Annotated in this window: 22 protein-coding genes; 6 read left to right on the top strand and 16 right to left on the bottom strand. The window is 73.0% G+C overall.

What is annotated here, in order from left to right; translation table 11 throughout:
* Window positions 1-63 precede the first annotated feature (63 nt).
* Together ACFW01_RS22440 and ACFW01_RS22435 are read left to right on the top strand one after the other, a co-directional pair.
* Complete coding sequence (locus tag ACFW01_RS22440) at window positions 64-672, top strand: TetR/AcrR family transcriptional regulator (RefSeq protein WP_384505927.1); 609 nt, start codon at window positions 64-66, stop codon at window positions 670-672.
* A 161-nt stretch (window positions 673-833) separates the two neighbouring features.
* The gene (locus ACFW01_RS22435) at window positions 834-1559 is read left to right on the top strand and encodes a DUF2470 domain-containing protein (protein WP_161329244.1); all 726 of its coding nucleotides are present in this window, start codon (window positions 834-836) and stop codon (window positions 1557-1559) included.
* On the opposite strand, the gene ACFW01_RS22430 is transcribed toward ACFW01_RS22435, so the two are convergent.
* From ACFW01_RS22430 to ACFW01_RS22415, 4 genes are all read right to left on the bottom strand, one after another.
* A complete protein-coding gene (locus ACFW01_RS22430) occupies window positions 1527-2741 on the bottom strand; it encodes a lactonase family protein (RefSeq protein ID WP_384505924.1) in 1215 nt (404 codons plus the stop codon). The genes ACFW01_RS22435 and ACFW01_RS22430 overlap by 33 nt on opposite strands.
* 52 nt (window positions 2742-2793) lie before the next feature.
* A complete protein-coding gene (locus ACFW01_RS22425) occupies window positions 2794-3840 on the bottom strand; it encodes a hypothetical protein (RefSeq protein WP_384505921.1) in 1047 nt (348 codons plus the stop codon).
* 32 nt (window positions 3841-3872) lie between these two features.
* Window positions 3873-5129 carry an aromatic acid exporter family protein gene (locus ACFW01_RS22420; RefSeq protein ID WP_384505918.1) on the bottom strand — a complete coding sequence of 419 codons (1257 nt, stop codon included), beginning with the start codon at window positions 5127-5129 and terminating at the stop codon, window positions 3873-3875.
* Between the two features lie 94 nt (window positions 5130-5223).
* Complete coding sequence (locus ACFW01_RS22415) at window positions 5224-5718, bottom strand: FBP domain-containing protein (RefSeq protein ID WP_234955829.1); 495 nt, start codon at window positions 5716-5718, stop codon at window positions 5224-5226.
* A gap of 211 nt (window positions 5719-5929) precedes the next feature.
* Here ACFW01_RS22415 and ACFW01_RS22410 point away from each other — a divergent pair, with 211 nt between their 5' ends.
* A complete protein-coding gene (locus ACFW01_RS22410) occupies window positions 5930-7219 on the top strand; it encodes an ROK family transcriptional regulator (protein ID WP_234955831.1) in 1290 nt (429 codons plus the stop codon).
* A 70-nt stretch (window positions 7220-7289) separates the two neighbouring features.
* Complete coding sequence (locus ACFW01_RS22405) at window positions 7290-7616, top strand: hypothetical protein (protein WP_384505913.1); 327 nt, start codon at window positions 7290-7292, stop codon at window positions 7614-7616.
* A gap of 107 nt (window positions 7617-7723) precedes the next feature.
* On the opposite strand, the gene ACFW01_RS22400 is transcribed toward ACFW01_RS22405, so the two are convergent.
* The 3 genes from ACFW01_RS22400 to ACFW01_RS22390 form a co-directional block, all read right to left on the bottom strand.
* Window positions 7724-8755, bottom strand: a complete 1032-nt coding sequence (locus ACFW01_RS22400) for an SDR family oxidoreductase (protein WP_384505910.1) — start codon at window positions 8753-8755, stop codon at window positions 7724-7726.
* Window positions 8756-9093: 338 nt separating this feature from the next.
* Window positions 9094-9750, bottom strand: coding sequence for an HAD family hydrolase (locus ACFW01_RS22395; protein ID WP_384505907.1), 657 nt, complete (start codon window positions 9748-9750; stop codon window positions 9094-9096).
* 53 nt (window positions 9751-9803) lie between these two features.
* A complete protein-coding gene (locus ACFW01_RS22390; protein WP_384505904.1) occupies window positions 9804-10835 on the bottom strand; it encodes a PHP domain-containing protein in 1032 nt (343 codons plus the stop codon).
* 114 nt (window positions 10836-10949) lie between these two features.
* Between ACFW01_RS22390 and ACFW01_RS22385 the strand changes: the two genes are divergently transcribed.
* Window positions 10950-11186, top strand: coding sequence for a hypothetical protein (locus ACFW01_RS22385; protein WP_234955840.1), 237 nt, complete (start codon window positions 10950-10952; stop codon window positions 11184-11186).
* Window positions 11187-11216: 30 nt separating this feature from the next.
* On the opposite strand, the gene ACFW01_RS22380 is transcribed toward ACFW01_RS22385, so the two are convergent.
* From ACFW01_RS22380 to otr(A), 7 genes are all read right to left on the bottom strand, one after another.
* The gene (locus tag ACFW01_RS22380; RefSeq protein WP_384505901.1) at window positions 11217-12461 is read right to left on the bottom strand and encodes a lectin; all 1245 of its coding nucleotides are present in this window, start codon (window positions 12459-12461) and stop codon (window positions 11217-11219) included.
* A 208-nt stretch (window positions 12462-12669) separates the two neighbouring features.
* On the bottom strand, window positions 12670-13167 hold the full coding sequence (locus ACFW01_RS22375; RefSeq protein ID WP_234955844.1) for an FBP domain-containing protein: 498 nt from the start codon (window positions 13165-13167) through the stop codon (window positions 12670-12672).
* A 1110-nt stretch (window positions 13168-14277) separates the two neighbouring features.
* The gene (gene tnpB, locus ACFW01_RS22370; protein ID WP_384505898.1) at window positions 14278-15735 is read right to left on the bottom strand and encodes an IS607 family element RNA-guided endonuclease TnpB; all 1458 of its coding nucleotides are present in this window, start codon (window positions 15733-15735) and stop codon (window positions 14278-14280) included.
* The gene (locus ACFW01_RS22365) at window positions 15732-16307 is read right to left on the bottom strand and encodes an IS607 family transposase (protein WP_384505895.1); all 576 of its coding nucleotides are present in this window, start codon (window positions 16305-16307) and stop codon (window positions 15732-15734) included. Before ACFW01_RS22365 ends, tnpB begins: the two co-directional genes overlap by 4 nt.
* 264 nt (window positions 16308-16571) lie before the next feature.
* The gene (locus tag ACFW01_RS22360) at window positions 16572-17123 is read right to left on the bottom strand and encodes a VanZ family protein (RefSeq protein ID WP_234955850.1); all 552 of its coding nucleotides are present in this window, start codon (window positions 17121-17123) and stop codon (window positions 16572-16574) included.
* A gap of 86 nt (window positions 17124-17209) precedes the next feature.
* The gene (locus ACFW01_RS22355; protein ID WP_234955852.1) at window positions 17210-17893 is read right to left on the bottom strand and encodes a DUF4230 domain-containing protein; all 684 of its coding nucleotides are present in this window, start codon (window positions 17891-17893) and stop codon (window positions 17210-17212) included.
* Between the two features lie 110 nt (window positions 17894-18003).
* On the bottom strand, window positions 18004-19884 hold the full coding sequence (gene otr(A) / locus ACFW01_RS22350) for a tetracycline resistance ribosomal protection protein Otr(A) (RefSeq protein ID WP_384505891.1): 1881 nt from the start codon (window positions 19882-19884) through the stop codon (window positions 18004-18006).
* A gap of 208 nt (window positions 19885-20092) precedes the next feature.
* Here otr(A) and ACFW01_RS22345 point away from each other — a divergent pair, with 208 nt between their 5' ends.
* Window positions 20093-21046, top strand: a complete 954-nt coding sequence (locus ACFW01_RS22345) for a ribose-phosphate diphosphokinase (protein ID WP_384505888.1) — start codon at window positions 20093-20095, stop codon at window positions 21044-21046.
* Here ACFW01_RS22345 and ACFW01_RS22340 read toward each other — a convergent pair.
* A complete protein-coding gene (locus ACFW01_RS22340) occupies window positions 21012-21398 on the bottom strand; it encodes an anti-sigma factor antagonist (protein ID WP_234955858.1) in 387 nt (128 codons plus the stop codon). The genes ACFW01_RS22345 and ACFW01_RS22340 overlap by 35 nt on opposite strands.
* A 161-nt stretch (window positions 21399-21559) precedes the next feature.
* Window positions 21560-22501, bottom strand: coding sequence for an NADP-dependent oxidoreductase (locus ACFW01_RS22335; RefSeq protein ID WP_384505884.1), 942 nt, complete (start codon window positions 22499-22501; stop codon window positions 21560-21562).
* Between the last annotated feature and the right edge of the window lie 157 nt (window positions 22502-22658).

Here is a 22658-nt window from a genome sequence, read left to right as displayed (position 1 = left end):
TGGATTCAATAGCGGCTCCCAGTCTCGTCCCGTTGTTGAACCGGCGTCAAGTAAGGTGCGGGCATGGCCGCGAAACAGGGCGAGCGCACACGCCGCCGGCTCAGCACCGGCGAGCGCCGGGAGCAGTTGCTGTCGGTGGGGGCGCGGCTGTTCTCGGAGAGCCCGTACGACGAGGTCTGGATCGAGCAGGTCGCCGAGATCGCCGGGGTCTCCCGCGGATTGCTGTACCACTACTTCCCGAACAAGCGGGACTTCTTCGCCGCGGTCGTCGAGCGCGAGAGCGAGCGCATGCTGCGGATGACGGCGGCCGTGCCGGGGGTGCCGGTCCGCGAGCAGCTCGCCGCGGGGCTCGACGCGTACCTGGAGTACGTCCGCGCCCACGCGCACGGCTACCGCGCCTTCCATCGCGCCGACGCGACCGGCGACCAGGCCGTGCGCCGGGTCTACCGGCAGGCGCTCGCCGCGCAGGAGCGGCAGATCCTCGCGGCCCTGGCCGCCGACCCGGAGTTCGGCCCGGCCTTCGAGGAGCGCGGCGACGTGCGGCTCGCGGTGCGCGGCTGGCTGGCGTTCACCACCGCGGTCTGCCTGGAGTGGCTGCGGGACCCGGAGCCCGCCCGGGAGCAGGTGCGCGACCTGTGCGCCCGGGCGCTGCTCGGCGCCATCGCCCCCTGAGTGTCCGCGTTGCACTGCGGAACGCGCCCCCGGGCCGCTGAAGTGTGCCGTCCGGAAAGCTGAAAAGGTCCAGCAAAGATCACGCGTCCTGGTTGGCGCACGCCGCGAACTCCGATAGGTTAGGTGAGCCTTACCTAATGAATTGATGACGGAGGTTGAGGATGGGTGACAGCCACGCCTGGACGGCCGCGCCTGCCGCGGCGGAGCAGGCCCGCTCCGTGCTCGCCGCCGCCTGGTCCTGCGCGGTGACCGCGGAAGGCGGCCGCGAGGAGTTCGTCGGCGCGCACACGGTCGGCGACGACGGCCAGGTGTTCCTGCACGTGCCCGAGGACAGCGCCCTGCTCGGGGCGGCGATCTGCGCGCCGCGCGGAGAGCCGTCCGCCGTGCTGGAGTTCGCCGACGTGGCGCCCGTCCCGGTGCGGGGCCGGATCAGGGCCCGGCTCTGGCTCGCCGGGTGGTTCGCCGTGGCGGACGGGCACTTGGCGTTCCGGCCCACGCGTGTGGTGCTGCGGCGGCCGTCCGGTGCGGTGGTGGTCGACCTCGACGAGTTCGCCGCCGCCGAGCCCGACCCGCTGGCGCTGGCCGAGGCCCGGCTGCTGACCCACCTCGCCGACTGCCACGGCGACGCGGTGGAGCGGCTGACCCGGCTCGTCGAGGCCGACAGCCTGCACGGCGCGGTCCGGGTGCGGCCGCTCGCCGTCGACCGGCACGGACTGACCCTGCGCATCGAGCGCGCCCGCTCCCACGGCGACGTACGCCTGCCCTTCCACGCGCCGGCCGACGACATCGGGCAGCTCACGGAGCGGGTGCACGTGCTGCTGTCGCAGGCGAGCGCCGCCTCCTGCCCCCGGGCCCTACAGCGGCAGCGCACAGACGGCGACGGGTGAGGCGAACGGCTCCCCGGCGGCGCGCAGCTCACCGCCTTCGGAGACGCGGAAGACGCTGACGGTGCCGGATCGCTGGTTCGCCGCGAAGAGCAGCCCGCCGTCGGGGGAGAAGGCGGTCTGCCGCGGGAAGTCGCCGCCCACCGGCACCGTGCCGAGCAGCCGCAGCCGGGCGCCGTCCGCCTCCACCGCGTAGCGCGTGAGGCTGTTGTGCCCCCGGTTGGCGAGGAAGGCGTGCGAGCCGTCGGCCGTCACCAGGATCTGCGCCGGGTGATTGGTGCCGGACCCCGTGCCCGTGGACTGCGCCTCGCCGATGGTGAGGCGGCCCGTGTCGGGGTCGTAGGCGCAGACCGCGACCGAGTCGTCGACCTCGTTGGCGAGGTAGGCGTGGCGGCCGCCGGGGTGGAAGGTGAGGTGGCGGGGTCCGGCACCCGGCCGGGTCCGGGCCCGCGCGACCTCGGTGAGCCTGCCCGACGCCTCGTCCAGCCGGTAGGTGTACACGGTGTCCGTGCCGAGGTCCACCGCGAGGACATGGCCACCGTCGGGAGCGGTGACGATCTGGTGCGCGTGCGGCCCCTGCTGCCCGGGGCCGGGCGGGGGAGTGGAGTGGGTCACCAGGTCGGTACGCTCCCCGAGCGCGCCCGAGGCGTCGATCGGGTGCACCGCGACGCTGCCCGAACCGTAGTTGGCGCTGAGCAGCCAGCGCCCGCCCGGATGCACGGACAGATGACAGGGCGCGGCGCCTCCGCTGCTCCGGCTGCCCAGCACCTTCCGGTCGGACAGCCGGACGGCGGTGACCGCTCCCTCCTCGCGCTCGCTCACCGCGTACAGGGTGCGCCCGTCGGGATGCGCCGCGAGATACGAGGGATCGCCGACGCCGGTGAGAACGCCACGGCCGGTGATCCGCCCGGTGCGGGGGTCGTACTCGGCGAGGCCGACGCCCTTGCCGCCGCCCTCGGCCGAGGTGTACGTGCCGATGTACAGCGGGCGCGGGCCGGTGGAGTCGCCCTGCCTGCCCGCGGCGCCCGCGCTCGCGCCCGGCGCCGTGGGTGTCGGGGAGGACGCCGGTGACGGCGGTTCCTGCGCGCCGCCGCACCCCGCCGCGACGGGCAGCACCGACGCCGCGCCGGCCGTCCGGGCGAGCAGCCCGACCAATCGCCGCCTGCTCCAGCCGTCACCGCTCACGCATCCGCTCCTCGCATCGCTCCCCTTGGCTCTCCCACCGGCCTGCCGCCTCCTACCAGTCCCCGTCCTCCACCGGCCTGCCCTGCGCGTCCTTCAACGGCCGGACCTGCTGCTGCCCCGGTGCCTGCCACGGCTCGTGGTCGTCCCCGAGCCACTCGCCGACCGGCTTGACGTCCCGCAGCGGCTCGGTGGGGTCGAGGTCGTGGGCGTCCTGGTCGTAGTAGTCGTACCAGGGCAGGCCCGCCTGTGTGTACGCGGCCCGGTCCACCGGGGACGGCGGCGGCTCCTCGCCCGTGACGCGCCGCCACTGAGGCGGCGTCACCAGGTGCACGAAGACCCGGCCCGCCGGGCTGTCGGCCCAGTGCTCCAGCGGCCGTTCGTCCCGGTACACCTCCTGGCGCATGGAACCGCCGACGCCCAGCCCCATCGCGGGCGCGGACCGGGACCGGGCCGCGCCCCCGTAGGCGGCGGCCGCGCCGGGGGCGGCCGGAGCCGGCATGGCCGCCCCGAAGGCGCCACCGGGAGGGGCCGCCCGGCGAGCGAACTCGGCGCGCCGCCGCTCCGCCTCCCGCCACCGCTCCCGTTCCCGGTCGTTGAGACGGAAGTCCTGCAACTGGACCCCGCCCCAGACCTCCTCGCCGGTGACCTGGCCCTCGACGGTCGCCCCCATGCCGAGCGGCACCGCCACGAACTGCCGGACCGTGCCCGTCCCGGAGTTGATGCCGTCCAGCCAGGGCTGGCGCGGCAGGACCACGTAGTTCTGCGGATCGCGGGAGAGCCGGCCGCTCCAGGGCCTGCCCGAGACCGCGCACACCTTGCCCACCCCGACCTGGAGCGCGGTGGGCTCCCGCGTGCCCGCGAAACTCAGCCACATGGCCTCCCGCAGGTACACCGGCAGCATCACGCCGCCGCGGGCCTGCCAGGACTCGGGGACCGTGCCGGCGTAGTCGGCGACGCGGCGGAGCGGGAACTCGCCGAGCCCGGGCGGCAGCGGGTGGGTGCCCTGCTCGGGCAGCCGCAGGGTGCGGATGAACCGCACCGCGGCCCCGCCCGGCAGCAGCAGCCGGTTCCCGTCGATCCGCACGCTGGTGTCGGTCATCCGTACGCCCCCTCGTCGTCGTCCGCTCTTCCTCAAGGGGAACGCCGCGCGGCGCCGCCGCGGTTCCGCTTCCGCAGCACCGCCCGTCCCCGGTCCCGCAGCCGGGTCAGCCGGGGCATGCGTTCACGCAGCTCGCGCGTGTGCCGGTCCAGCTCCTCCAGGAGCCGTCGCGAGCGGTGCTCGGTGTCCATCTCGTCGATGATCCGGTCGACCTCGGCCAGCACCGCGCCATGCAGCTGCCACTGCCGGGAGTCGCGCCTGACCTCCTCCAGGAGCAGTTCGGCCAGCCGGTCGCGGGTGGCCGCGGCCTGGCGCAGCTCGCTGGAGAGGCGTTCCTCCGCGGACTCGGCGTTCTCGCTGGCGCTGGTGGTGACCAGCACCGCGAAGCTCACCACGGCGTCGGCGATCTCGGACAGCAACTGCTGGATGGTGGCGCCCGTCTCCGGTGGGAACAGGGGCTCGGGTTCACGTTCCTTCGCGAGGTCGGTGAAGCTGCGGGCGAGGACCCGCATGACCACCGTGCAGATCTCCAGCGTGTCCAGTCCGGTGCGCAGCACCACCCGGTGCAGCAGTCCCTCGCGCACCCGGGGGTTGAACCGCAGACTGTCCTCGGCCTGCCGCAGGTCCTCGTCCACCTCCCCGATGTCGTGGTCCAGCCGGCGCGCCTCGTGCAGCCGGGCCGCCGCCTCGTGGAACGGCGTGCTGTCGGCGGCCTCCTCGCCCATACGCAGCATCAGCTGGCGCACCCGCCGGGCCAGTTCCTCGATGGACTCGCCCGCCTGCTCCACCCACACCGGAGGGGCGAGGACCAGGTTGAAGGCCAGTCCGACGATCGCTCCGATCAGCGTCTCCACCACCCGGGCCCACGCGAGGCTGCCGTGCGAGGTCACGCCGAGCACCAGCATCGCGCTGATCGCCACCTCGGCCGTGAACTCGTGCGCCCGCACCAGGTGCCCGGCGCCCAGCGCCGCCACGATCAGCAGGGCCAGGCTCCACCAGCTCAGTCCGACCAACTGGCTGAAGGCGATGGCGATCAGCACACCGGCCACCACGGCGTTCACCCTGCGAATGCTCATCTTGAGCGTGGCGTACAGCGTGACCTGGACGACCAGGAGCGCGGTCAGGGGCGCGGTGAGCGGTGCCGCCGACTTGTCCGGAGTCAGCCGCACCGCGATGACATAGGCGATCGAGGCCGCGGCGGCCGAACGCAGGGCCTGCACGACCACGGGGTCCCTGAGCCACTTCACCCGCCGCAGAGCCGACTTCGCGGCCTCCCGTACATCACGCATCCTCGGGCTGTTCCCTTCCCCGGGCGCCTCGAACGTGTTCCGGACAGGACGGTAACCGGACAAAGGGGGCGGGGATGGTTCCACGCGCCGTAGGTCAGCCGGTCACCTTGGCGAGGAAGGCGGACAGATTGCCCAGCGTCCGCTCGACCTGTTCCTCCAGGGTGAGGCTCTCCTCGAAACGGGCGCCGCTCTGCGACACCTTCCTGCCCCGCAGGTACAGCGAGCAGGCGAGGTCGGTGCACATGTACAGGCCGACCGAGTTGCCCTCGCGTCCGGCCGCCCCGGCCCTGCGCGCCGTCATCAGTGACACGCCGCCCCGGGGATGGGTGGTCAGGCACAGCGCGCACAGGCTGCGCTGGAAGTAGCCGGCCCGGCCTTGCTGGAACCGCAGCGACAGGCCGGTCAGCCGTCCGTCCAGGTCGGCGACCAGATAGCTGCGGTCGGGTGCCCCGGGATCGCGCCAGCCGAGGAAGTCGAGATCGTCCCAGGGGCGTTCGCCGAGATCGCGCGGGAGGGGCAGGCGCTTGGCCTCTCCCTTGGAGCAGTTGATGAAAGAGGTGCGGATGTCCTGCTCGACGAGTGCTCTCATGGGGAGCCTCCCCTTCGGGTGCCGGAGTGGGAACCTGGATGGCCAAACCTAGAGGCCCTAGGTTTCCGCCTAGCGTAGATAGTCGATGGGGGAAGAGCGACCGCATTTCGGCGAGCGGGATTTCATAGCATGAATTAAGGGCAGAGGGAAGTCGCGTACTGTCGCACGTCAGAGGTATGTTGCACACCGGGCACGGTACGGAAGGAGCCACATGGCGGGGCGGAACGGGCGCACGGTGCGCGACCTGAGAAGGGCCAACCGTACGGCCGTACTCCAGCGGCTGTACTTCGACGGGCCGCTCAGCCGCTTCGAACTGGGCCCGGCGACCGGACTCAGCTCCGGCTCCGTCAGCAACGTCGTCGCCGACCTCGTCGCCGACGGCCTGGTGGAGGAGGCCGGCAGCGTCGACTCCGACGGCGGCAGGCCCCGCACCCTGCTGCGGGTGGCCCCCGCCAGCGGCCACATGATCGGCGTGGACGTCGGCGAGACCCGGGTGCGCGTCGAACTGTTCGACCTGACGCTCACCGAACTCGCCCGCGCCGAACGCCCGCTGACACAGCAGGGCTACGACGTCGAGGTCATCGTCGGCCACATCCGCGACGGCATCGCCGAGGTGCTGGCCGCGGCCGGTCTCCCGCCCGAGCGGCTGCTCGGCGCCGGGATCGGCGTCCCCGGCATCGTCGAACACACCCAGGACCGCGGCGCCGTGGTGCACGGTCAGACCATCGGCTGGGACGCGGTCCCGCTGGAGGCCCTGCTGCGCGCCGGGTCCCCGCTGCCCGACACCGTTCCCCATTTCATCGACAACGGCGCCAAGACCCTCGGCCAGGCCGAGATGTGGTTCGGCGCCGGACGCGGTGCCCGCAACGCCGTCGTCGTCCTCTTCGGCTCCGGCGTCGGCGCCAGCCTCGTCACGCCCGAGGTCGAGCAGGGCCGGGCGGTCGAATGGGGGCATCTGACGGTCCGGGTCAGGGGACGCCGCTGCCGCTGCGGCGCGCTCGGCTGCCTGGAGGCGTACGCGGGCGCCGAGTCGCTGCTGGCCCGCTGGCGGGAGGAGGGCGGCGCGGTGCCCGGGGGCGCCGACGAGGAGACCGCCCTGACCACCATGCTCGCCGCCGCCTATCCGCCGCGGGGCGAGGCGGCCGACCCGGTCGCGCTCGCCGTCCTGGAGGAGACCGCCGAGTACCTGGGCGCCGGGCTGTCCGACCTGATCAACCTCTTCCAGCCCGAGCGCATCCTCATCGGCGGCTGGGCCGGCCTCCAGCTCGGCACCCGCTTCCTGCCCGCCGTCCGTCGCCACGCCGTGTCGTACGCGCTGCGCCACCCGGCCCAGAAGGTGACGGTCGACCTGGGGCGGCTCGGCCCGGACGCCGTCACCGTGGGCGCCGCGATCCTGCCCCTGGCCGACTTCTTCGCGCGCGGCGGCCGCCGCCCCGAGCCGGCACCCGAATACCCGGTCCCCGCCTGGCGCACGGCGCTGGAGGAGCGGGCGCCGCAGTGAGATTGCGCGAGGTGGCGCGGGGTACCCGGTGCGGTCGGACGTGCACGAGCACCACCGGAAGGAGCGCGCAGTGACCGACCACCGCCAGGAGGGTCCGGGCGAGAACGGCACCCCCGTTCCCCGGGACCTGCCGGACCAGCAAGCCGGGACCGGCGACGACCCGTGGGAGGCCGCGGCGCCCACCCGCGAGCAGCGCGAGCAGCTGCAGGGCGACCCGGCGGACGCGGCGGACCACGAAGAGGACACCGGGACCGGCGGCGAGGACAGTGGCGAGGACGCGGCCGAACCCGCCGAGGACGTCCCCGACACGGACGAGGCCGGAACCGGCCGCCAGGGCGCCCCGCACTCGGCCGCCGTCCACCCCGAGCACCCGGTGCCCGACGAGTCCTCCGGCTGACGGCGCGCACACAGGCGGATCAAAGGGGCCAGAAGGCGGATCAGGGGGCGGGCCGGGTGCCCGCCCCCTGAAGCGCGCCGCGCCCCACGGGGGCGGGCGCGGGCCACTCAGCCGACCTTGCGTCCCCGCATCGGTGCCGTGTCCGCGCCCGCGCCCTCGCGCAGGCCGTCCAGGAACTCCTCCAGCACCTCCGTGGCCGAACGCGTCGCGCGCCAGCCCAGCTCCACCCGCGCCCGCGTACAGTCCATCAGCGGCAGCCGCAGCACCGCGTCGAACAGGTGCGGCGACGCCGGCAGCAGCCGCAGCCCCCACGCGGCGGCGACGGCCGAACGGGCCGCGGTCCGGGGCAGCCGCACCGGCCGCGCGCCGAACATCTCGCCCAGCACCTTCGCGTCCACGACGGGCTCCGCCGCGAGGTTGTAGGCACCCCGCGCGTCCTCGGAGCGCACCGCGAGCCGGTAGGCGTGTGCGGCGTCGTCGGTGTGCAGCGCCTGCACCCGCAGACCGGGGACGTCCGGCAGGAAGGGCAGCGCCCCGGGGCGTGCCGCCGGGCCCGGCAGGAACCTGCCGCCGAAGATCCGGCGCTGCTCACTGGCCGACTCCCGCTTGAACAGGAACGCGGGACGCATCCGCACCACCCTGGTCCCCGGGTGGTCCCGCTCGAAGATGTCCAGGGTGCGTTCCAGGTAGGCCTTCTCCCGGCAGTACGCGGCGTCCGGCCAGCCGTGGGTCGGCCACGACTCGTCCACCGCGCGGTCCTTCGGCCCGGGTGAGTACGCCCCCACCGACGAGGCGTGCACCAGCGCCGGCACCCCGGCGGCGGCCACCGCCTCGAAGACCCGGATGGAGCCCAGAACGTTGGTGCGCCAGGTCGTCGCGGGATCGTGCGTCGGCTGGAAGGCCCAGGCCAGGTGCACCACCGCGTCCGCCCCCGCGAAGTGCGCGGCGAGGTCGGCCCGGTCCGAGGCCAGGTCGACGGCGGCCCACTCCGTCCGCTGCGGCGACCACCCGGGGATCCGCCGGGCCAGCCCCAGGACGGACCCCACCTCCGGATCCTCCGACAGAAGCCTCACCACGCTGGTGCCCACGTTGCCGGTGGCACCCGTGACCACGATCCTGCTGCCCGCTCCGCCGCTCACCCTGCGCTCCTCTCAGCCGTTCGCCGCACGAGGTCACCGGGTACCCAGCGCGCCGGAAAGGCACGCGGGAGCGGCGCGTGGACAGAGGGTGGACAGAGGGAAGCCCCGACCGCGACGGGGGAATCACGGCCGGGGCGGCTCTGAGGCGGGTACGGATGGCGGTCGCCTCTCGGCGAAAGGCTCCACAGGGCTTCAGCCGAACGATCGTCCCTGTGGGCAAAAGGTGAGGCCCGGGGACACTGTCCCATCCGTACCCACGCCCTCTACAACGGGACGGGGGCGCCCGGTGTTCCGCCGTCCGGCCCTCCCCGGGGTGAGGTGTGTCACGGCAGGGCCGCTCAGGCGAGCGGGCTCCGCTCCAGGGAAGCCAGCAGTTCGGCCGGATCGGCGTAGACCGCGTCGGCGCCCGCCTCCTCCAGGTCGGCTCGCGGCAGACCGCCGCACAGCACCGCGACGCAGCGCACCCCGGCGCGGCTGCCGGCGCGCATGTCCCACACCGTGTCGCCCACGAAGACGGCCCGCTCCGCGGGCACCCCGGCCAGCTCCAAGGCGTGCTCGACCGGCTCCGGCGACGGTTTGCCCGCCTCCACGTCGTCCGCGCTCGCGGTGGCCGCGATCGCGTCGTCCGCGTCGATCGCCCGCCGCAGCGCACCCAGCTCCGGTCCGCCGGCGGAGGTGGCGAGCACCACCGTCCAGCCGTCGCCGGCCAGGCGGCGCAGCAGCCTCCCGGCGTCCGGCAGCGCGGGCAGGCGGTCGAAGTACTGCCCGTAGAGCGCCTTGTGCGCGGCGCTCAGCTCCGCGTCCCGGTCCCTGTCCCGGTCCTCGCCCAGCAGCCGCCCCACGAGGTCCGAGGAGGGCAGCCCGACGGCCCGGAGCACCGCGTGCATCGGCACCTCGTGCCCCGCCTGCCGGAACGCCTCCCACCAGGAGACGACGTGCAGATGATTGGTGTCGACGAGGGTCCCGTCGACGTCGAACACCGCAGCGCGGTCCATGCGCCCTCACTCTCCGGCCGGCGGTGGTCACCGGCCGCCCGGCGGGTACCACGTCATCCGCCGCCCACGCCGGACGGTGCAAGGCCCTCCCGGGTCCAGGCCAGCACCTCGTCCAGGGACCAGGTGGTGACCACCCGTTCGGGCGGCACCCCGCACTCCTCCGCCCGCGCGCACCCGTTGATCTGCCAGTCCAGCTGGCCCGGCGCGTGCGCGTCGGTGTCGACCGAGAACAGCACGCCCGCAGCCACCGCCCGGCGCAGCAGCCGCCGCGGGGGATCGAGGCGCTCGGGCCGGCTGTTGATCTCCACGGCGGTGCCGGACTCCGCGCAGGCGGCGAACACCTCGTCCGCGTCGAACTCCGACTCGGGCCGGCCCCGCCCGCTCAGCAGCCGCCCGGTGCAGTGCCCGAGGACGTCCGCGTGCGGGTCGCGCACGGCCTTCACCATGCGGCGGGTCATGGCGCGGGCGTCCATCCGCAGCTTGGAGTGCACGGACACCACCACCACGTCGAGCCGTTCCAGCAGCTCCGGCTCCTGGTCCAGTGAACCGTCCTCGAGGATGTCGCACTCGATGCCGGTCAGCAGCCGGAACGGCGCCCAGGTCTCGTTCAGCCGGGCCACCACGTCCAGCTGCTCGCGCAACCGCTCGGGGGAGAGCCCGCGCGCCACCGTCAGCCGCGGCGAGTGGTCGGTCAGCGCAGCCCACGCGTGGCCGAGCGCGGCGGCGGTGCGGCCCATCTCCTCGATCGGGCTGCCGCCGTCGGACCAGTCGGAGTGCAGGTGGCAGTCGCCGCGCAGCAGCTCCCGCAGCGCCTCGCCGCCCTGCGCGCGCGGGGCCTGAGGCTCGCTCTCCAGCTTCTCCAGGTAGCCGGGTGTCCGCCCGGCCAGCGCCTCGCGTGCCACCTGCGCCGTCTTGGGGCCGATGCCCTTCATCGACTCCAGCGACCCGGCCCGCTCGCGCAGCTCGTCGGCGCTCAGCCCGCCGAGCACCCGGGCGGCGGTGCGGAAGGCGCGGACCCGGTAGGTGGGCGCCTGGGACCGCTCCAGGAGGAACGCGATCCGCTCCAGTGCCTCGACGGGCTCCATCGGCACCTCCTCCCGCGGCCTCCTGTGCACGTCCAGGGTTCCCCAGCGCCCTGGGACCCGCACCCCGGGCCGGTCCAGTCCTCGCTCCGGCGCGTTGCGGCCTACCCTCTATTCATGACCGAAATCGACAGCCCGCACATCGGCACTCCGCGGATCCTCGTGCTCCGGGTGCAGCCGGGCACGCCTCCGTTCCGGATCGTGGAGATCGACGGCCAGGTCGTCGGTGAGGCCAGGGCCGTCACCGACGTACTGGAGGCCGCGGCGGCCTTCGGCATCACGGTCCACGACCTGGACGACCCGGACGTGGTCCGTTGGGTGGGCGGGGACAAGTTCACCTGGACGGTCCGCTAGGAGAGCCGGGCCCCGGCCCTTCGGGGCGGCTCAGCCGACCGTCCACTTCTGGTTGGCGCCGCCCGAGCAGGTCCAGATCTGGAGCCGGGTGCCGTTGGCCGCGTTGTTGCCGGTGACGTCGAGGCACTTGTCGGCCTGCGGATTGACGATGTCCCCGGCGCCGGTGACGACCCATCGCTGGGCGGCGCTGCCGTTGCAGTCCCACAGCTGGACCACCGTGCCGTCCGCCGTGCCGCCCGCGTCGACGTCCAGGCACTTGCCCAGCGCCCGGACCGTGCCGTCGGAGCCCACCGTCCACCGCTGCGCGGCGGTGCCGTTGCAGTCGTAGAGCTGTACGGGGGTGCCGTTGGCGGTCCCCGCCGCGGCGACGTCCACGCACTTGCCGGCCAGACCCCGGATCGCGCCGCCGGTGCCGGAGTCGCTCGTCGTCACCGACACATGGTCCACCACCAGCGACTGCGGGAAGACCGTGGAGGCGTCCGGGTCGCCGGGCCAGTAGCCGCCGACCGCCAGGTTGAGGATCAGGAAGTACGGCCGGTTGAACACCCACTGCTTCCCGCCCAGGTCGGCCGGGGTGCGCCGCTGGTAGACGTTGCCGTCCACCGACCAGGTGATCGAGTCGGGCGCCCAGTCGACCGCGAACGTGTGGAAGCCGTCCGCGAAGGCCTGGCCGCCCGGCAGGGTGTAGCCGGCGCCGATGCCGCCCGCGCCCGAGTAACCGGGGCCGTGGATCGTGCCGTGCACGGTGGACGGTTCGAAACCGACGTTCTCCATGATGTCGATCTCGCCGGAGTCCGGCCAGTTCACCGGGGTGCCGAGCATCCAGAAGGCCGGCCACATGCCCTGTCCGCGCGGCACCTTCATCCGGGCCTCGACATGTCCGTACTGCGCCGTGAACTTGCCCGAGGTGTTGAGGCGTGCCGAGGTGTACTGGCAGGTGCCGTACCAGCACTGGTAGTTGGCGGGGTTCTCCTTGCGGGCCGTGATGACCAGCTGGCCCTGGCCGTTCAGCGAGGCGTTCCGGTTGCCCGCGGTGTAGTACTGCCGTTCGTGGTTGTTGACGTTGTCGCCGGTCTCGATCTGCCACTTCGAGGAGTCGACGGCCGAACCGGCCGGGCCGTCGAAGGTGTCGGAGAACGTCACGGCGGCGGCCGCGGCGTCGGCGGCACGGGAATCGGGTTCCGCCTGGGCGGGGCCCGACACGAGGGACGCGGCGAGCCCCGCGGACAGGGCGGCGGCGAGGAGACATCTGCGGAGCAGGCGTGGACGGACCACGGCTCTCCCTTCCGTACGGCGCCCGGGGAGGGGCGCCGACCGAGGTGGGGGGTTGAGGTGTCGCCTCTTGATTCAAGTAGTGAGATAAGGGGTGGTCAATACATTGGTACGGACCAGATTCGCGCCAAAGTGTGCGGTCCATGACCGAGATGCGGCCGGACGGTGCCGGGCCGCCTCACGAGGTGGCCCGGCACGACGACGGGTCGGCTCAGCTGAAGAGCCGGTCCAGGAACCCGTCGAGGTTGGCGCGGGTGCGGTCGATCTGCTGCTCGACGGTGAGGGTCTCTTCCATGCGCCCGCCGGGTGCGGGCTTCTTCTTGCCCCGTACGTAGAGCGGGCAGTCGAGGTCGGTGCAGATGTAGAGGCCGACGGAGTTTCCGTCCCGGCCGGCCGGCCCCGCCTTGCGGGCGCTCATCAGGGCGACGCCGCTGCCGGGGTGGGTCGTCAGGCAGAGCGAGCACATGCTGCGGCGCAGGAATCCGCGGGTGGTGGACGACGAGCGCAGGGTCACGCCGACCGGTACGCCCTCGCGTTCGGCGACGAGGTAGCTGCGGGCGGGCGCCGACAGGTCGCACCATCCCAGGAAGTCCAGGTCGCTCCAGTGGTCGATGTCGGCCAGGTCCTTGGGCAGGGGGAGGCGTTTGGCCTCTCCCTTGGAGCAGTTGACGAACGAGGTGCGGATGTCGTGTTCGGTCAGGGGGTTCATGACGTGGGTTCCTTCGGTTGCCGGAGGAGTCGAGGGTCGAGGAGAGGAAAGACGGCGGACGTGAGCCACGGCGGTGCCGGGCCAGGCCCCAGCTGCGAGCAGCAGGGCACGCCGACGTGCGGGCAGGCCCGTGCGTGGGCTGCTCGCGTGTGGTCAGGAGTGAGTGCCGCTGTTCCACCGGTCGACGACGGGCCCGCCGGGGGACGGGGCGTCGGCGTGCCGCTGAGGCGACTTCGGAGCAGGCCGACGTCTTGGCGACCGGCGAGGAGGCCCGTCCACGGGCGCGCGGCCCTGCGACCGGTACGCAGGACCGCACGAGTGAAGGCAGCTCAGGGAGATGCCGCAGAGAGTGGCTTGAGAATTCTTACCGCGCGCCGCAGAGGAACGAAGGCACACGGCCGGGGGCAACTATGGCCGCAACAGCTTCAGAACGGTCCATGTCTCTCGCCTCCCTCCGGCCGGGGCGCGCGATGCGCGTCGACGCCGAACGCGTCGATGGGGGCGGCGGGGAGCCCCGCCGCATGTGAACCCTGAAAGGCTACACCCTCGGGCCAGGTCACTCACACGGGTGAATCCCGCTGCGCCCTGCGTCCGCCCAGGGCAGCCACCGGGAAGTCCGGGTGAGGGTTCCTCCCTGTGGCCCTCTCCGCCCCCGGCTCAACGCCAACCCGTGGCTCCCCCCGGCCGGGGGCGGACCCACCCCCAGGGCGTGCGCGCGGTCGGCGGCGCTTCGAGTCAGGGGGGAGGGGCGTCGGAATACGGCCCCTAGCGGCGTCGCCGCCACGACCGCCAAAGCCGGTACACCCGCAGACCGGTCACCGCGAGGACCACGGCGCCCAAGACGATCCCCACCCAAGGAGGCAGGCTCCCCGAGTCGGGCAGGAAGATCGCCATCGCCGGCGCCGCGAGATGGTGCACTGCTACTCCTCGGGCTGCTTTGTCGCCGGGTTGTGCAGGGCCCCCGCATGACCCCCGCGAGTGCGGTGGCCTTCCTGTTGATCATCCGCCGGGGCCGGACTCAGAGTCGCCTTCCCACGATACTCGTTCCGTTACTCAGAGCCTCAGCGACTCTCGGCATTCCGGGCGTTTCAGCCCGGAAGGTCCGTCACATCACCAAAGCGTGAGGGCTTCGGCTTGAGTACGGTCTCTCGTTTCCTGCTGCCGCTGGTGCGGCAGGGTTGCGCCACCTGCCCGCCCCGCCCTCGTCTTGCGACGGGTGCGGGTGGCGCGGGTCTTACGGTCGGCTCCACGAGGCTTCGACGCCGCCGGGGCGGTGTCCTGGTCTCCGGCCACTCCGGTACCAGTGGTGCAGGCCGCCGCGAGCGCGGCGAGGTTGAGTGCGGCGTTGTCGTCCCGGTCGATGACCAGGCCGCAGGCGTCGCATTCGTAGGTCCGGACGTGCAGCGGCAGCTTGGCTTTCACCGCGCCGCACCCGGAACAGGTCTTCGAGGAGGGGTACCAGCGGTTCGCGGCCACGAGGCGGGTGGCGTGGCGCTGGCGCGTCTTGTAGTCGAGCAGGCGGCGGATCTCGCCGAACCCGGCGTCGGCGATCCTGCGTGCGAGGCGCCGGTTCTTCAGCATGCCGGCGACGTTGAGGTCCTCGACCACGACCGTGCCGTACTCGGCGGCCACGCTGGTGGTGAGTTTGTGCAGGGCGTCCTCGCGGAGGTTCGCCACCCGGTGATGCGTCTTGTTCCGCTGGGCGTTGGCCTTCTCCCACCGCTTCGACGGCTTGCGCCCGGTCCTGCGGTCGGGGCCTTGACGGCGGGACACGGTCCGGGACGCGCGGCGCAGCTGCTTGCGCGCGGCGTCGTAGTGCCCGGGATTGGGCACGGTCCGGATCTCACCGGTCGAGTCGGCCATGACGGCGAGGGTCTTCACGCCGAGGTCGATACCGACCGCCGTGTCCGGGCGCGCCACGCGTTCGAGGTCGCGCTTGACCTCGGCCTGGAAGGAGACGAACCAGCGCCCGCGAACGCGCTGGACGGCCGCGGACAGGACCCGCGCCGTCCCGGCCTGGACGTGGGCCAGGAGCTTCACCGTGGGTTCGTGGGTGCGGATCGTTCCGAGGCGGGGCAGGGTGACGTGCCGGCCGTCGGTGTCCACGCGGATCGTGCCCGTGGTGAACCGGCAGGCCAGACGCGCCTTCCGCTTCGACTTGAACCGGGGCGTGCCCACCCGCTTGCCGCGCCGCTTGCCCTGTTTGGACTTCGCGTAGTTGTCGAACGCGGCCGACGCGTTCGCGAGGCCGGTGGAGTACGCCTCCTTGGAGTTCTCCTCCCACCAGGCGGCGAACCTCGGGTCGGTCGTCTTGGCCTGGTCGAACGCCTTGCGCAGGGCGGGCAGCGACCACGGCCGCCACTCGGTCAGCTCCGCCTCGGTGATCCCGTACGACTCCTCCGCGCGGCGCTGCCACCACGACGCCTCGACCCAGCCGACAGCCCAGTTGTAGGCGGCACGCGCGGCACCGCAGTGCGAGCGCAGCGCGTGCTCCTGGGAGGCGTTCGGGTCCAGAGCGAACCGGAATGCCTGCACCACGAAACCGGGCTGGGGTCGGAACTTCTTCATTCGGCGGCCTCACCGGTCGCCACGGCCACCGCGCGGGCGGCCCGATTCTTCGCCGCCCGCCGCCCGTACAGGCGCGCGCACATCGAGGTGAGCACCTCGGTGATGTCCCGTACGAGGTCGTCGACGGTCTCGGTGGGGTCGAGGACGACCAGGCGCCGCCCGGACGCCGACAGCACCGCTTCGAGGTGCTCGACGCCGAACCGGGCCAGCCGGTCGCGGTGCTCGACCACGATCACCGCTGCCTGCGGGTCGGACAACAAGCGGTGCAGTTTGCGGCGCCGCCCGTTCAGCCCCGGACCGACCTCGGTCACCACTTCCCCGACCGGAAGGCCCAGCCCTGTGGCCGCCTGGACCACGCGGGCCACCTGCCGGTCAAGGTCCGCTTTCTGGTCCGCCGAGGAGACCCGGCAGTACGCCACGACCCGTCCGGACGCCTCCGGGGTGGGCTCGTCGACCAGCCATGTACCGGATGGCGTCTGGCGGACCGGGACCGGCATACGGCCCTCTTTCGCCCACGCCCACGCGGTCTGATAGTGCACGCCATTGCGTGCCGCCCACTCGGAAAGCTTCACGCGATCAAGATAGCAGCTGAGAAAGGCTGAGATTCACTGATGGATCACGCAACAGTTGTTAGCCCCTCACGGCGCCTCCGGGGCCGAGGACGAGGCGGGTGAAGTGCTCGGTCCGGATGATCTGGTCGCGGTCGGCTTCGGGAAGGCGGGCGAGGACGGCAGGCCCGGGACGTTCATGGTGAAGGAGGCTTCGACGCGTACATGCGTGGGCCGTCTACGAGCACACCGAAGAACCGCAGGGCTGTTCGCGCGGTGGGAGAACCCTCACGCGCGCGCCTTCCGGACCTTGCGCGCGTGCACCGCGCGGCTCATCCGCCGGCCCAGCAGCAGGTAACCGATCAACGCACCGCTGGTGTTGAGGATGACGTCGTCGATGTCGAAGGCCCGCCCGGTGATCAGGGCGCCCTGCGCGAACTCCACCAGCAGCATCACCACCGCGGTCAGCAGCAGCACTTTCAGCAGGCCCCGGGTGCGCGGGGCGACGACCGGGACGAGCACGCCGAACGGCACGCCGAGCAGGATGTTGCCGCCGACCTGCTTCACCGCGTCCCGCAGCGCAGGCTGGTCCAGGTAGGCCCGCAGCGAATCCCCGGGACGCAGGTTGGTGTGGGTCAGCGCCTCCGACGCGGGGGAGGGGTTCAGTGTCAGCCGGGCCAGCACCACGGCGAACGCCACCATGAACACGAAGGCGCACAGCGTCGCGAGCAGGCGCAACGGAAGGGGGAGCGGACGGCGTTCCCGCTGTTCGGAGTCCGTCTGCGCCTTCTTGGCACGGGGACGCGAAGGGAAGCGCAGCCCTGAGGCGACACGAGCCATTTCATTCCTCCAAGAGTCAATGTCCCCGCGTGGCGGAGCTATTACCCCCCGGACCGCCGAGGATGCCCGGCGGTCCGGGGGACCGCTCAGGCCCCGTAGGCCACCCGCACCTCCGTGAAGCCGAGGGAGCGGAGCAGACCCTGGAGCATCGCCGTGGTGTTGCTCTCGGCGCGGGTCTTCAGCTCGCTGTCCTTGGCGGCCTCGCCGATGTGCCGGGCCGCGAGCTTCTGTACGGCCTGCTCGCTGTTCGGGTTGTCCGAGAACAGGTCGCCGAGGCGGTCGAGGAGTCCGCGCTGCTTGGACACCGCGTACGAGCGGTCGGGGTCCAGGGCCGGCTCGCCGAGCGCGGCGTGCGGCAGCCGCAGCGTGGCCGACGTCCGGTCGTCGTTGACCGTCACGTCGTCCTCGCCGACCTTCCCGAGGTCGACGTAGGCGTCGACGGTGCCCGCCCCGACATACAGGGTGCGGGAGCCGCGGACGGCGTCGGGCAGGAACTTGGTGTCCTTCTCCAGGTCCACGACGACCTGGAAGTTGCCGGAGGCTGCCTCGTAATGGCTGATGTCCTGGATGGACTTGAGCAGCGCGGGGCCCGAGCGGTCCTTGGTCTCGGTGCCGAACAGGTCGTTCAGGCCCGGTATGACGCTCAGCCGGAGCCCCGCGAACAGCACGGCGAGGACCACCACGACCGCGGTCAGCACCTTCGCCCAGCCGGGCATGCGCCTCGCGGGCCTCTCGACGGGACGCGTGGGATTCTTGACGGGAGTCGTCATGGCGACGGCCCTCCTTCCTACTGACCCTGATGCCCCCCATCTCCTCCACCAGACAGAGCAGTTGGGGGACACGGGCAGGGGACGGGGGCACGGGCGGGGCGTACGACGGCTCAGTGCTGCCGCTTCAGCGGGCGGTCCGCGCAGGGCCGGGACGACCACACCGCCTCCCCGTGGGTGAGTCCCGGCAGTCGCAGTTCGGCCTCCCGGACCCGCCGGGCCGGCAGCTCGCCGGTGAGGATCCAGGCGGGGTCGCCGCCCGTCGTGCCGGTGAAGTCGGCACCCAGCGCGGCGAGCCGGGCCGTCACGGCGGCCAGCGCGTCCGGCGGGATCTCCGCCTCGAAGGCGTGGTACGGCTCGTAGAGCACGGTCCCCGCCCGGCGCAGGGCGCGGCGCAGCACGATCGGCGTCAGCCCGCGGAAGTCGGCGGCGGTGCTGACCGGCGAGCAGAAACCGGAGCGGATCAGCGTCACCCGGCAGTCGGTGACCGCCGCCCCGGCCGGCCCGGTCAGCAGCGTGGCGTGGACGCTCTCCTCCACCGCCTGGTGGAAGGCGCGGGGGAGCGCGCCCAGCTCCGTCTCGTACGCGAACACCACGCCGGAGCCGCGCGGACCCGGCTCGACCCGCAGTCCGACGGTCGCCCAGTACCGGGTGTGGTCGAGCCACGGCATCTCCTCCGCCGCCTCACCCGTCCCGGCCGGGCGCTCCAGAAACCGCACCCGGCCGGGCGTGAACTCCGCCTCGACGCCGAAGTCCTCGGCCAGCGTCGCCGCCAGCACCTCCATCTGGACCTCGCCGTACAGCAGCAGGGCCGTCGCGCCGGACGCCGCCGGGCGGGCGTGCAGCAGCGGGTCCTGGTCGGCCAGCGCGAGCAGCGCGGAGCGCAGTGGCGCCGCCTGCTCCGGGCGCCGCGCCCGGACCAGGGTCTGCAGCGTCGGTGCCGCGAACTGCGGCGCGCGGTCGGTGAGGTCGCCGAGCCGGTCGCCGACGCGCAGGCCGCCCGGCACGGTGAGCGCGGCGATGTTCCCGGCGGTGAGCGTGGCGCCCCCGCCGACGACGTCGAGGCGGGTCACCCGGCCGGGGACCTCGGTGGTCCGGCCGTCGGCCTCGCGCCGCAGGAACGTCAGCCGCCCGCGCGGGCGCACCTCACCGTCGTACAGCCGCAGGTACGCCGTGCGCCCGCCACCGGGCTCCGGGCGCACGGCGAAGACCGTGCCGCGCGGCGCCGCGGAGGCGGCCGGTGCCGGTGCGGTGGCCGCCGGGACCAGTGAGACCAGGCCCTCCACCAGCTCGGCGACACCCTGACCGCCGAGCGCGGAGCCGTGGTACAGCGGGTGGAAGGAGCCGTCGGCGGTGCGGGCGGCGAGGGCCGTGCCGAGAGCGTGCGGCGTCGGCGCGGGCCCGTCCACCAGGGCGGCCAGGATGTCCGGATCGACCTCGGCGAGCGCCTCGGCGGTCCGCTCGTCCGGCGGGCGGGCCACGACCCGGGCGCCGGCGGTGCCCGCGCCCGTCACGACCGTCAGCGGCGCGACGTGCTCAGTCAGCAGGCGCCGCACGTCGTCGAGCAGGCCCTCGGGCCGCGCCCCGGCCCGGTCGACCTTGTTGACGAACACGAGCGTGGGCAGCTGCAGCCGCCGCAGGGTGCGCAGCAGCACGCGGGTCCGCGCCTGCACGCCCTCCACGGCGGAGAGCAGCAGCACCGCGCCGTCGAGCACCTCCAGGGCCCGCTCGACCTCGGCGACGAAGTCGGAGTGTCCCGGGGTGTCGATCAGGTTGACCTGCGTGTCGCCGACGGTGAAGGCCGCGACGGCGGAGCGGATGGTGATGCCGCGGCGGCGCTCGATTCCGCCGTCGTCCGTACGGGTGTCACCGGCGTCGACGCTGCCGAGCCGGTCGACCGCGCCGTGGTCGAAGAGCAGCCGTTCGGTGAGGCTGGTCTTACCGGCGTCGACGTGGGCCAGGATGCCGATGTTCAGGGTGTGCGTGGGGTGCATGCGTGGTCGCGTCCTCGGGAACCGTGGGCCGGAAGGGGCACTGGGGGATTCCGAGGAGTCGGCGCATGCGGGGGATCCTGACCTGAGAGGTCCGAGGGACCTGGGAGAAACGGACGGCGCCATGATGCCGTCGGCCGCCCGGGCCGGCGCAACCGGATTTCCGTAAGCTGAGGATCCCGGCCGGACAGGATCACGCGAGGAGCGGTCCGTGCGAGACATCGCCGTGTTCAGCGGTAGTGCCCATCCCGAGCTGGCCGAGGAGGTCTGCGCACAGCTGGGGGTGCCGCTCAGCCCCACCCGGGTCAGCCGGTTCGCCAACGACTGCCTGGAGGTGCAGCTCCTGGCCAACTGCCGGGAGCGGGACGTCTTCCTGGTCCAGCCGCTGGTCAAGCCGGTCCAGGAGCATCTGGTCGAGCTGCTGCTGATGTGCGACGCGGCCCGGGGCGCGTCGGCCGGCCGCATCACCGTCGTCATGCCCCACTACTCCTACGCCCGCTCCGACAAGAAGGACGCCCCGCGCATCTCCCTGGGCGGTCGCCTGGTCGCCGATCTGCTGGTGGCGGCCGGCGCGGGCCGGGTCCTCGCGATGACCCTCCACTCCCCCCAGGTGCACGGCTTCTTCCCGGTCCCGGTCGACCACCTGCACGCGCTGCGGGAACTGGCCGCGCACTTCCGGCAGTACGACCTGTCCCGCACCACCGTCGTCTCGCCGGACCTGGGCAACGCCAAGGAGGCCGCCGCGTTCGCCCGGATGCTCGGCGCCCGGGTGGCGGCCGGCGCCAAGCAGCGGTACGCCGACGACCGGGTCAGCATCAGCACCGTGATCGGGGACGTCGCCGGGCGGGACGTCATCGTGCTCGACGACGAGATCGCCAAGGGCAGCACGGTGCTGGAACTCCTGGACCGGCTGAGGGAGTCGGGTCCGCGCACCATCCGCCTCGCCTGCACGCACGGGCTCTTCGCGGCCGGTGCGCTGGGGCGGCTCAGCGAGCAGCCGGACGTGCTGGAGATCGTGTGCACCAACACCGTGCCGGTGCCGGTCGACGATCACACGGACAAGCTGCGGATCCTGTCCATCGCCCCGGCACTCGCCGAGGCCGTGCGCCGCATCCACAACGGCGAGTCGGTCAGCGCCCTGTTCGACGCGCGGCCGGCAGGCTGACGCCCAGCACCTCGTCCAGCGTCGGCAAGGGCGGCAGCAGCCGGGTCAGGCCGGTGATCCGCAGCATCCGCAGGGTCAGCGGGTGGGCGCACACCAGGTGCACCTGCCCGCCCCCGTCGAGCACCTGGCCGCGGGCCCGGTGGAGCAGCCGCAGGCCGGAGCAGTCGAAGAACTCGATCCCGCCGAGGTCCAGGACGACCCGGGCGCCGGGGCGCCGGGTCTCCCGGTCCAGGTGGGGCGTGATCTCCGCGGCCGACGCGATGTCGATCTCGCCGTGGAACTCAAGCACCGTGTGCCCGCGGTCGTGGCGCACGCGCAGATGCCGGGTGGGCGACGCCGATTCCTGCCGCACGAAACCTGCCTCCAGCTTGTTCTGGCCTGTTTCCGGCCTGCTTCCGGAGGGCTCAACCAGCCAGCCCGCACGAAAAGTTACCCCGATCGAGCGAATCTGAGCATGTTCGATTGACATATGTCATCGAAACTCACAGCCGGGTCGATCGGTCGATCAGTCGATCAGTCGACAACGAGAACGAGCTTGCCCGTGGTGCGGCCGGTCTCGCCGAGCGCGTGCGCCTCGGCCGCCTCGGCCAGCGGGAACGTCTTCTCGACGGTGGCCTTCAGCTTCCCCGCCTCGACCAGGGCCGCGACCGACTCCATGTCGGCCCGGTCGGCGTCCACCAGCATCCGCACCGCGCGCACGCCGAGCCGTCCGGCCTCCTCGAAGAACTCGTCCGACCCGACCGGCAGGATCGAGACCACCACCCCGCCGGGGCGCAGTACGCGCAGCGACCGCAGGGACGTGTCGCCGCCGATCGTGTCCAGCACGACGTCCACGTCCTTCACCGCCTCGGTGAAGTCCGTCTCCCGGTAGTCCACGGTCTCGTCCGCGCCCAGAGAGCGCAGGAACTCGTGCTTGCCCGCGCTGGCGGTGCCGATCACATGGGCGCCCCGCGCCTTGGCGATCTGTACCGCCACATGGCCCACACCGCCGGCCGCCGCGTGGATCAGCACCCGCTGTCCCGGCCGGACGTCGGCCCGCTCCACCAGCGCCTGCCACGCCGTCAGCGAGACCAGGGGGAGCGCGCCCGCCTGGACGTGGTCGATCCCGGCCGGCTTGTGCGTGAAGGTGCGTGCGGGAGCGGTGACGTACTCCGCGTGGGAGCCGTGGCCGAAGGGGTACGAGAGCATGCCGAAGACCTCGTCGCCGGGCGCGAAGGCGGCCACGCCGATCCCCACCGCCTCCACCGTGCCCGAGACGTCCCAGCCCAGCACGAAGGGCGGCTCACCGAGGAAGCCGCCGTTCGCCCGGTGCTTCCAGTCGGTCGGGTTCACTCCGGCGGCGCGCACCCGCACCAGCACCTCGTTCGGGCGCGGCTCGGGGCGCGGAGGACGTACTTCCTTCAGGACCTCGGGTCCGCCGAGGACGTCCTGGCCGATGGCGCGCATGGTGTTCATCGAGAACCTCGCAGATAGGGAGCGGTTCCAGGGGCACGGTCTGCAACCTCCGACGAGATCGTGACATTCCCGCGGCGGCACGGCATCCGGATGCCCGGGCAGGCAGGGGGAGCCGTCGGCCCCGGACAGCCATGACGCCGCGTCAGGAGCCCGCCGC

Source organism: Streptomyces sp. NPDC058985, assembly GCF_042740985.1.
Taxonomy (GTDB): Bacteria; Actinomycetota; Actinomycetes; order Streptomycetales; family Streptomycetaceae; genus Streptomyces.
Note: the sequence above shows the minus strand (reverse complement) of the source record. Positions and strands in the feature narration are given on the sequence as shown.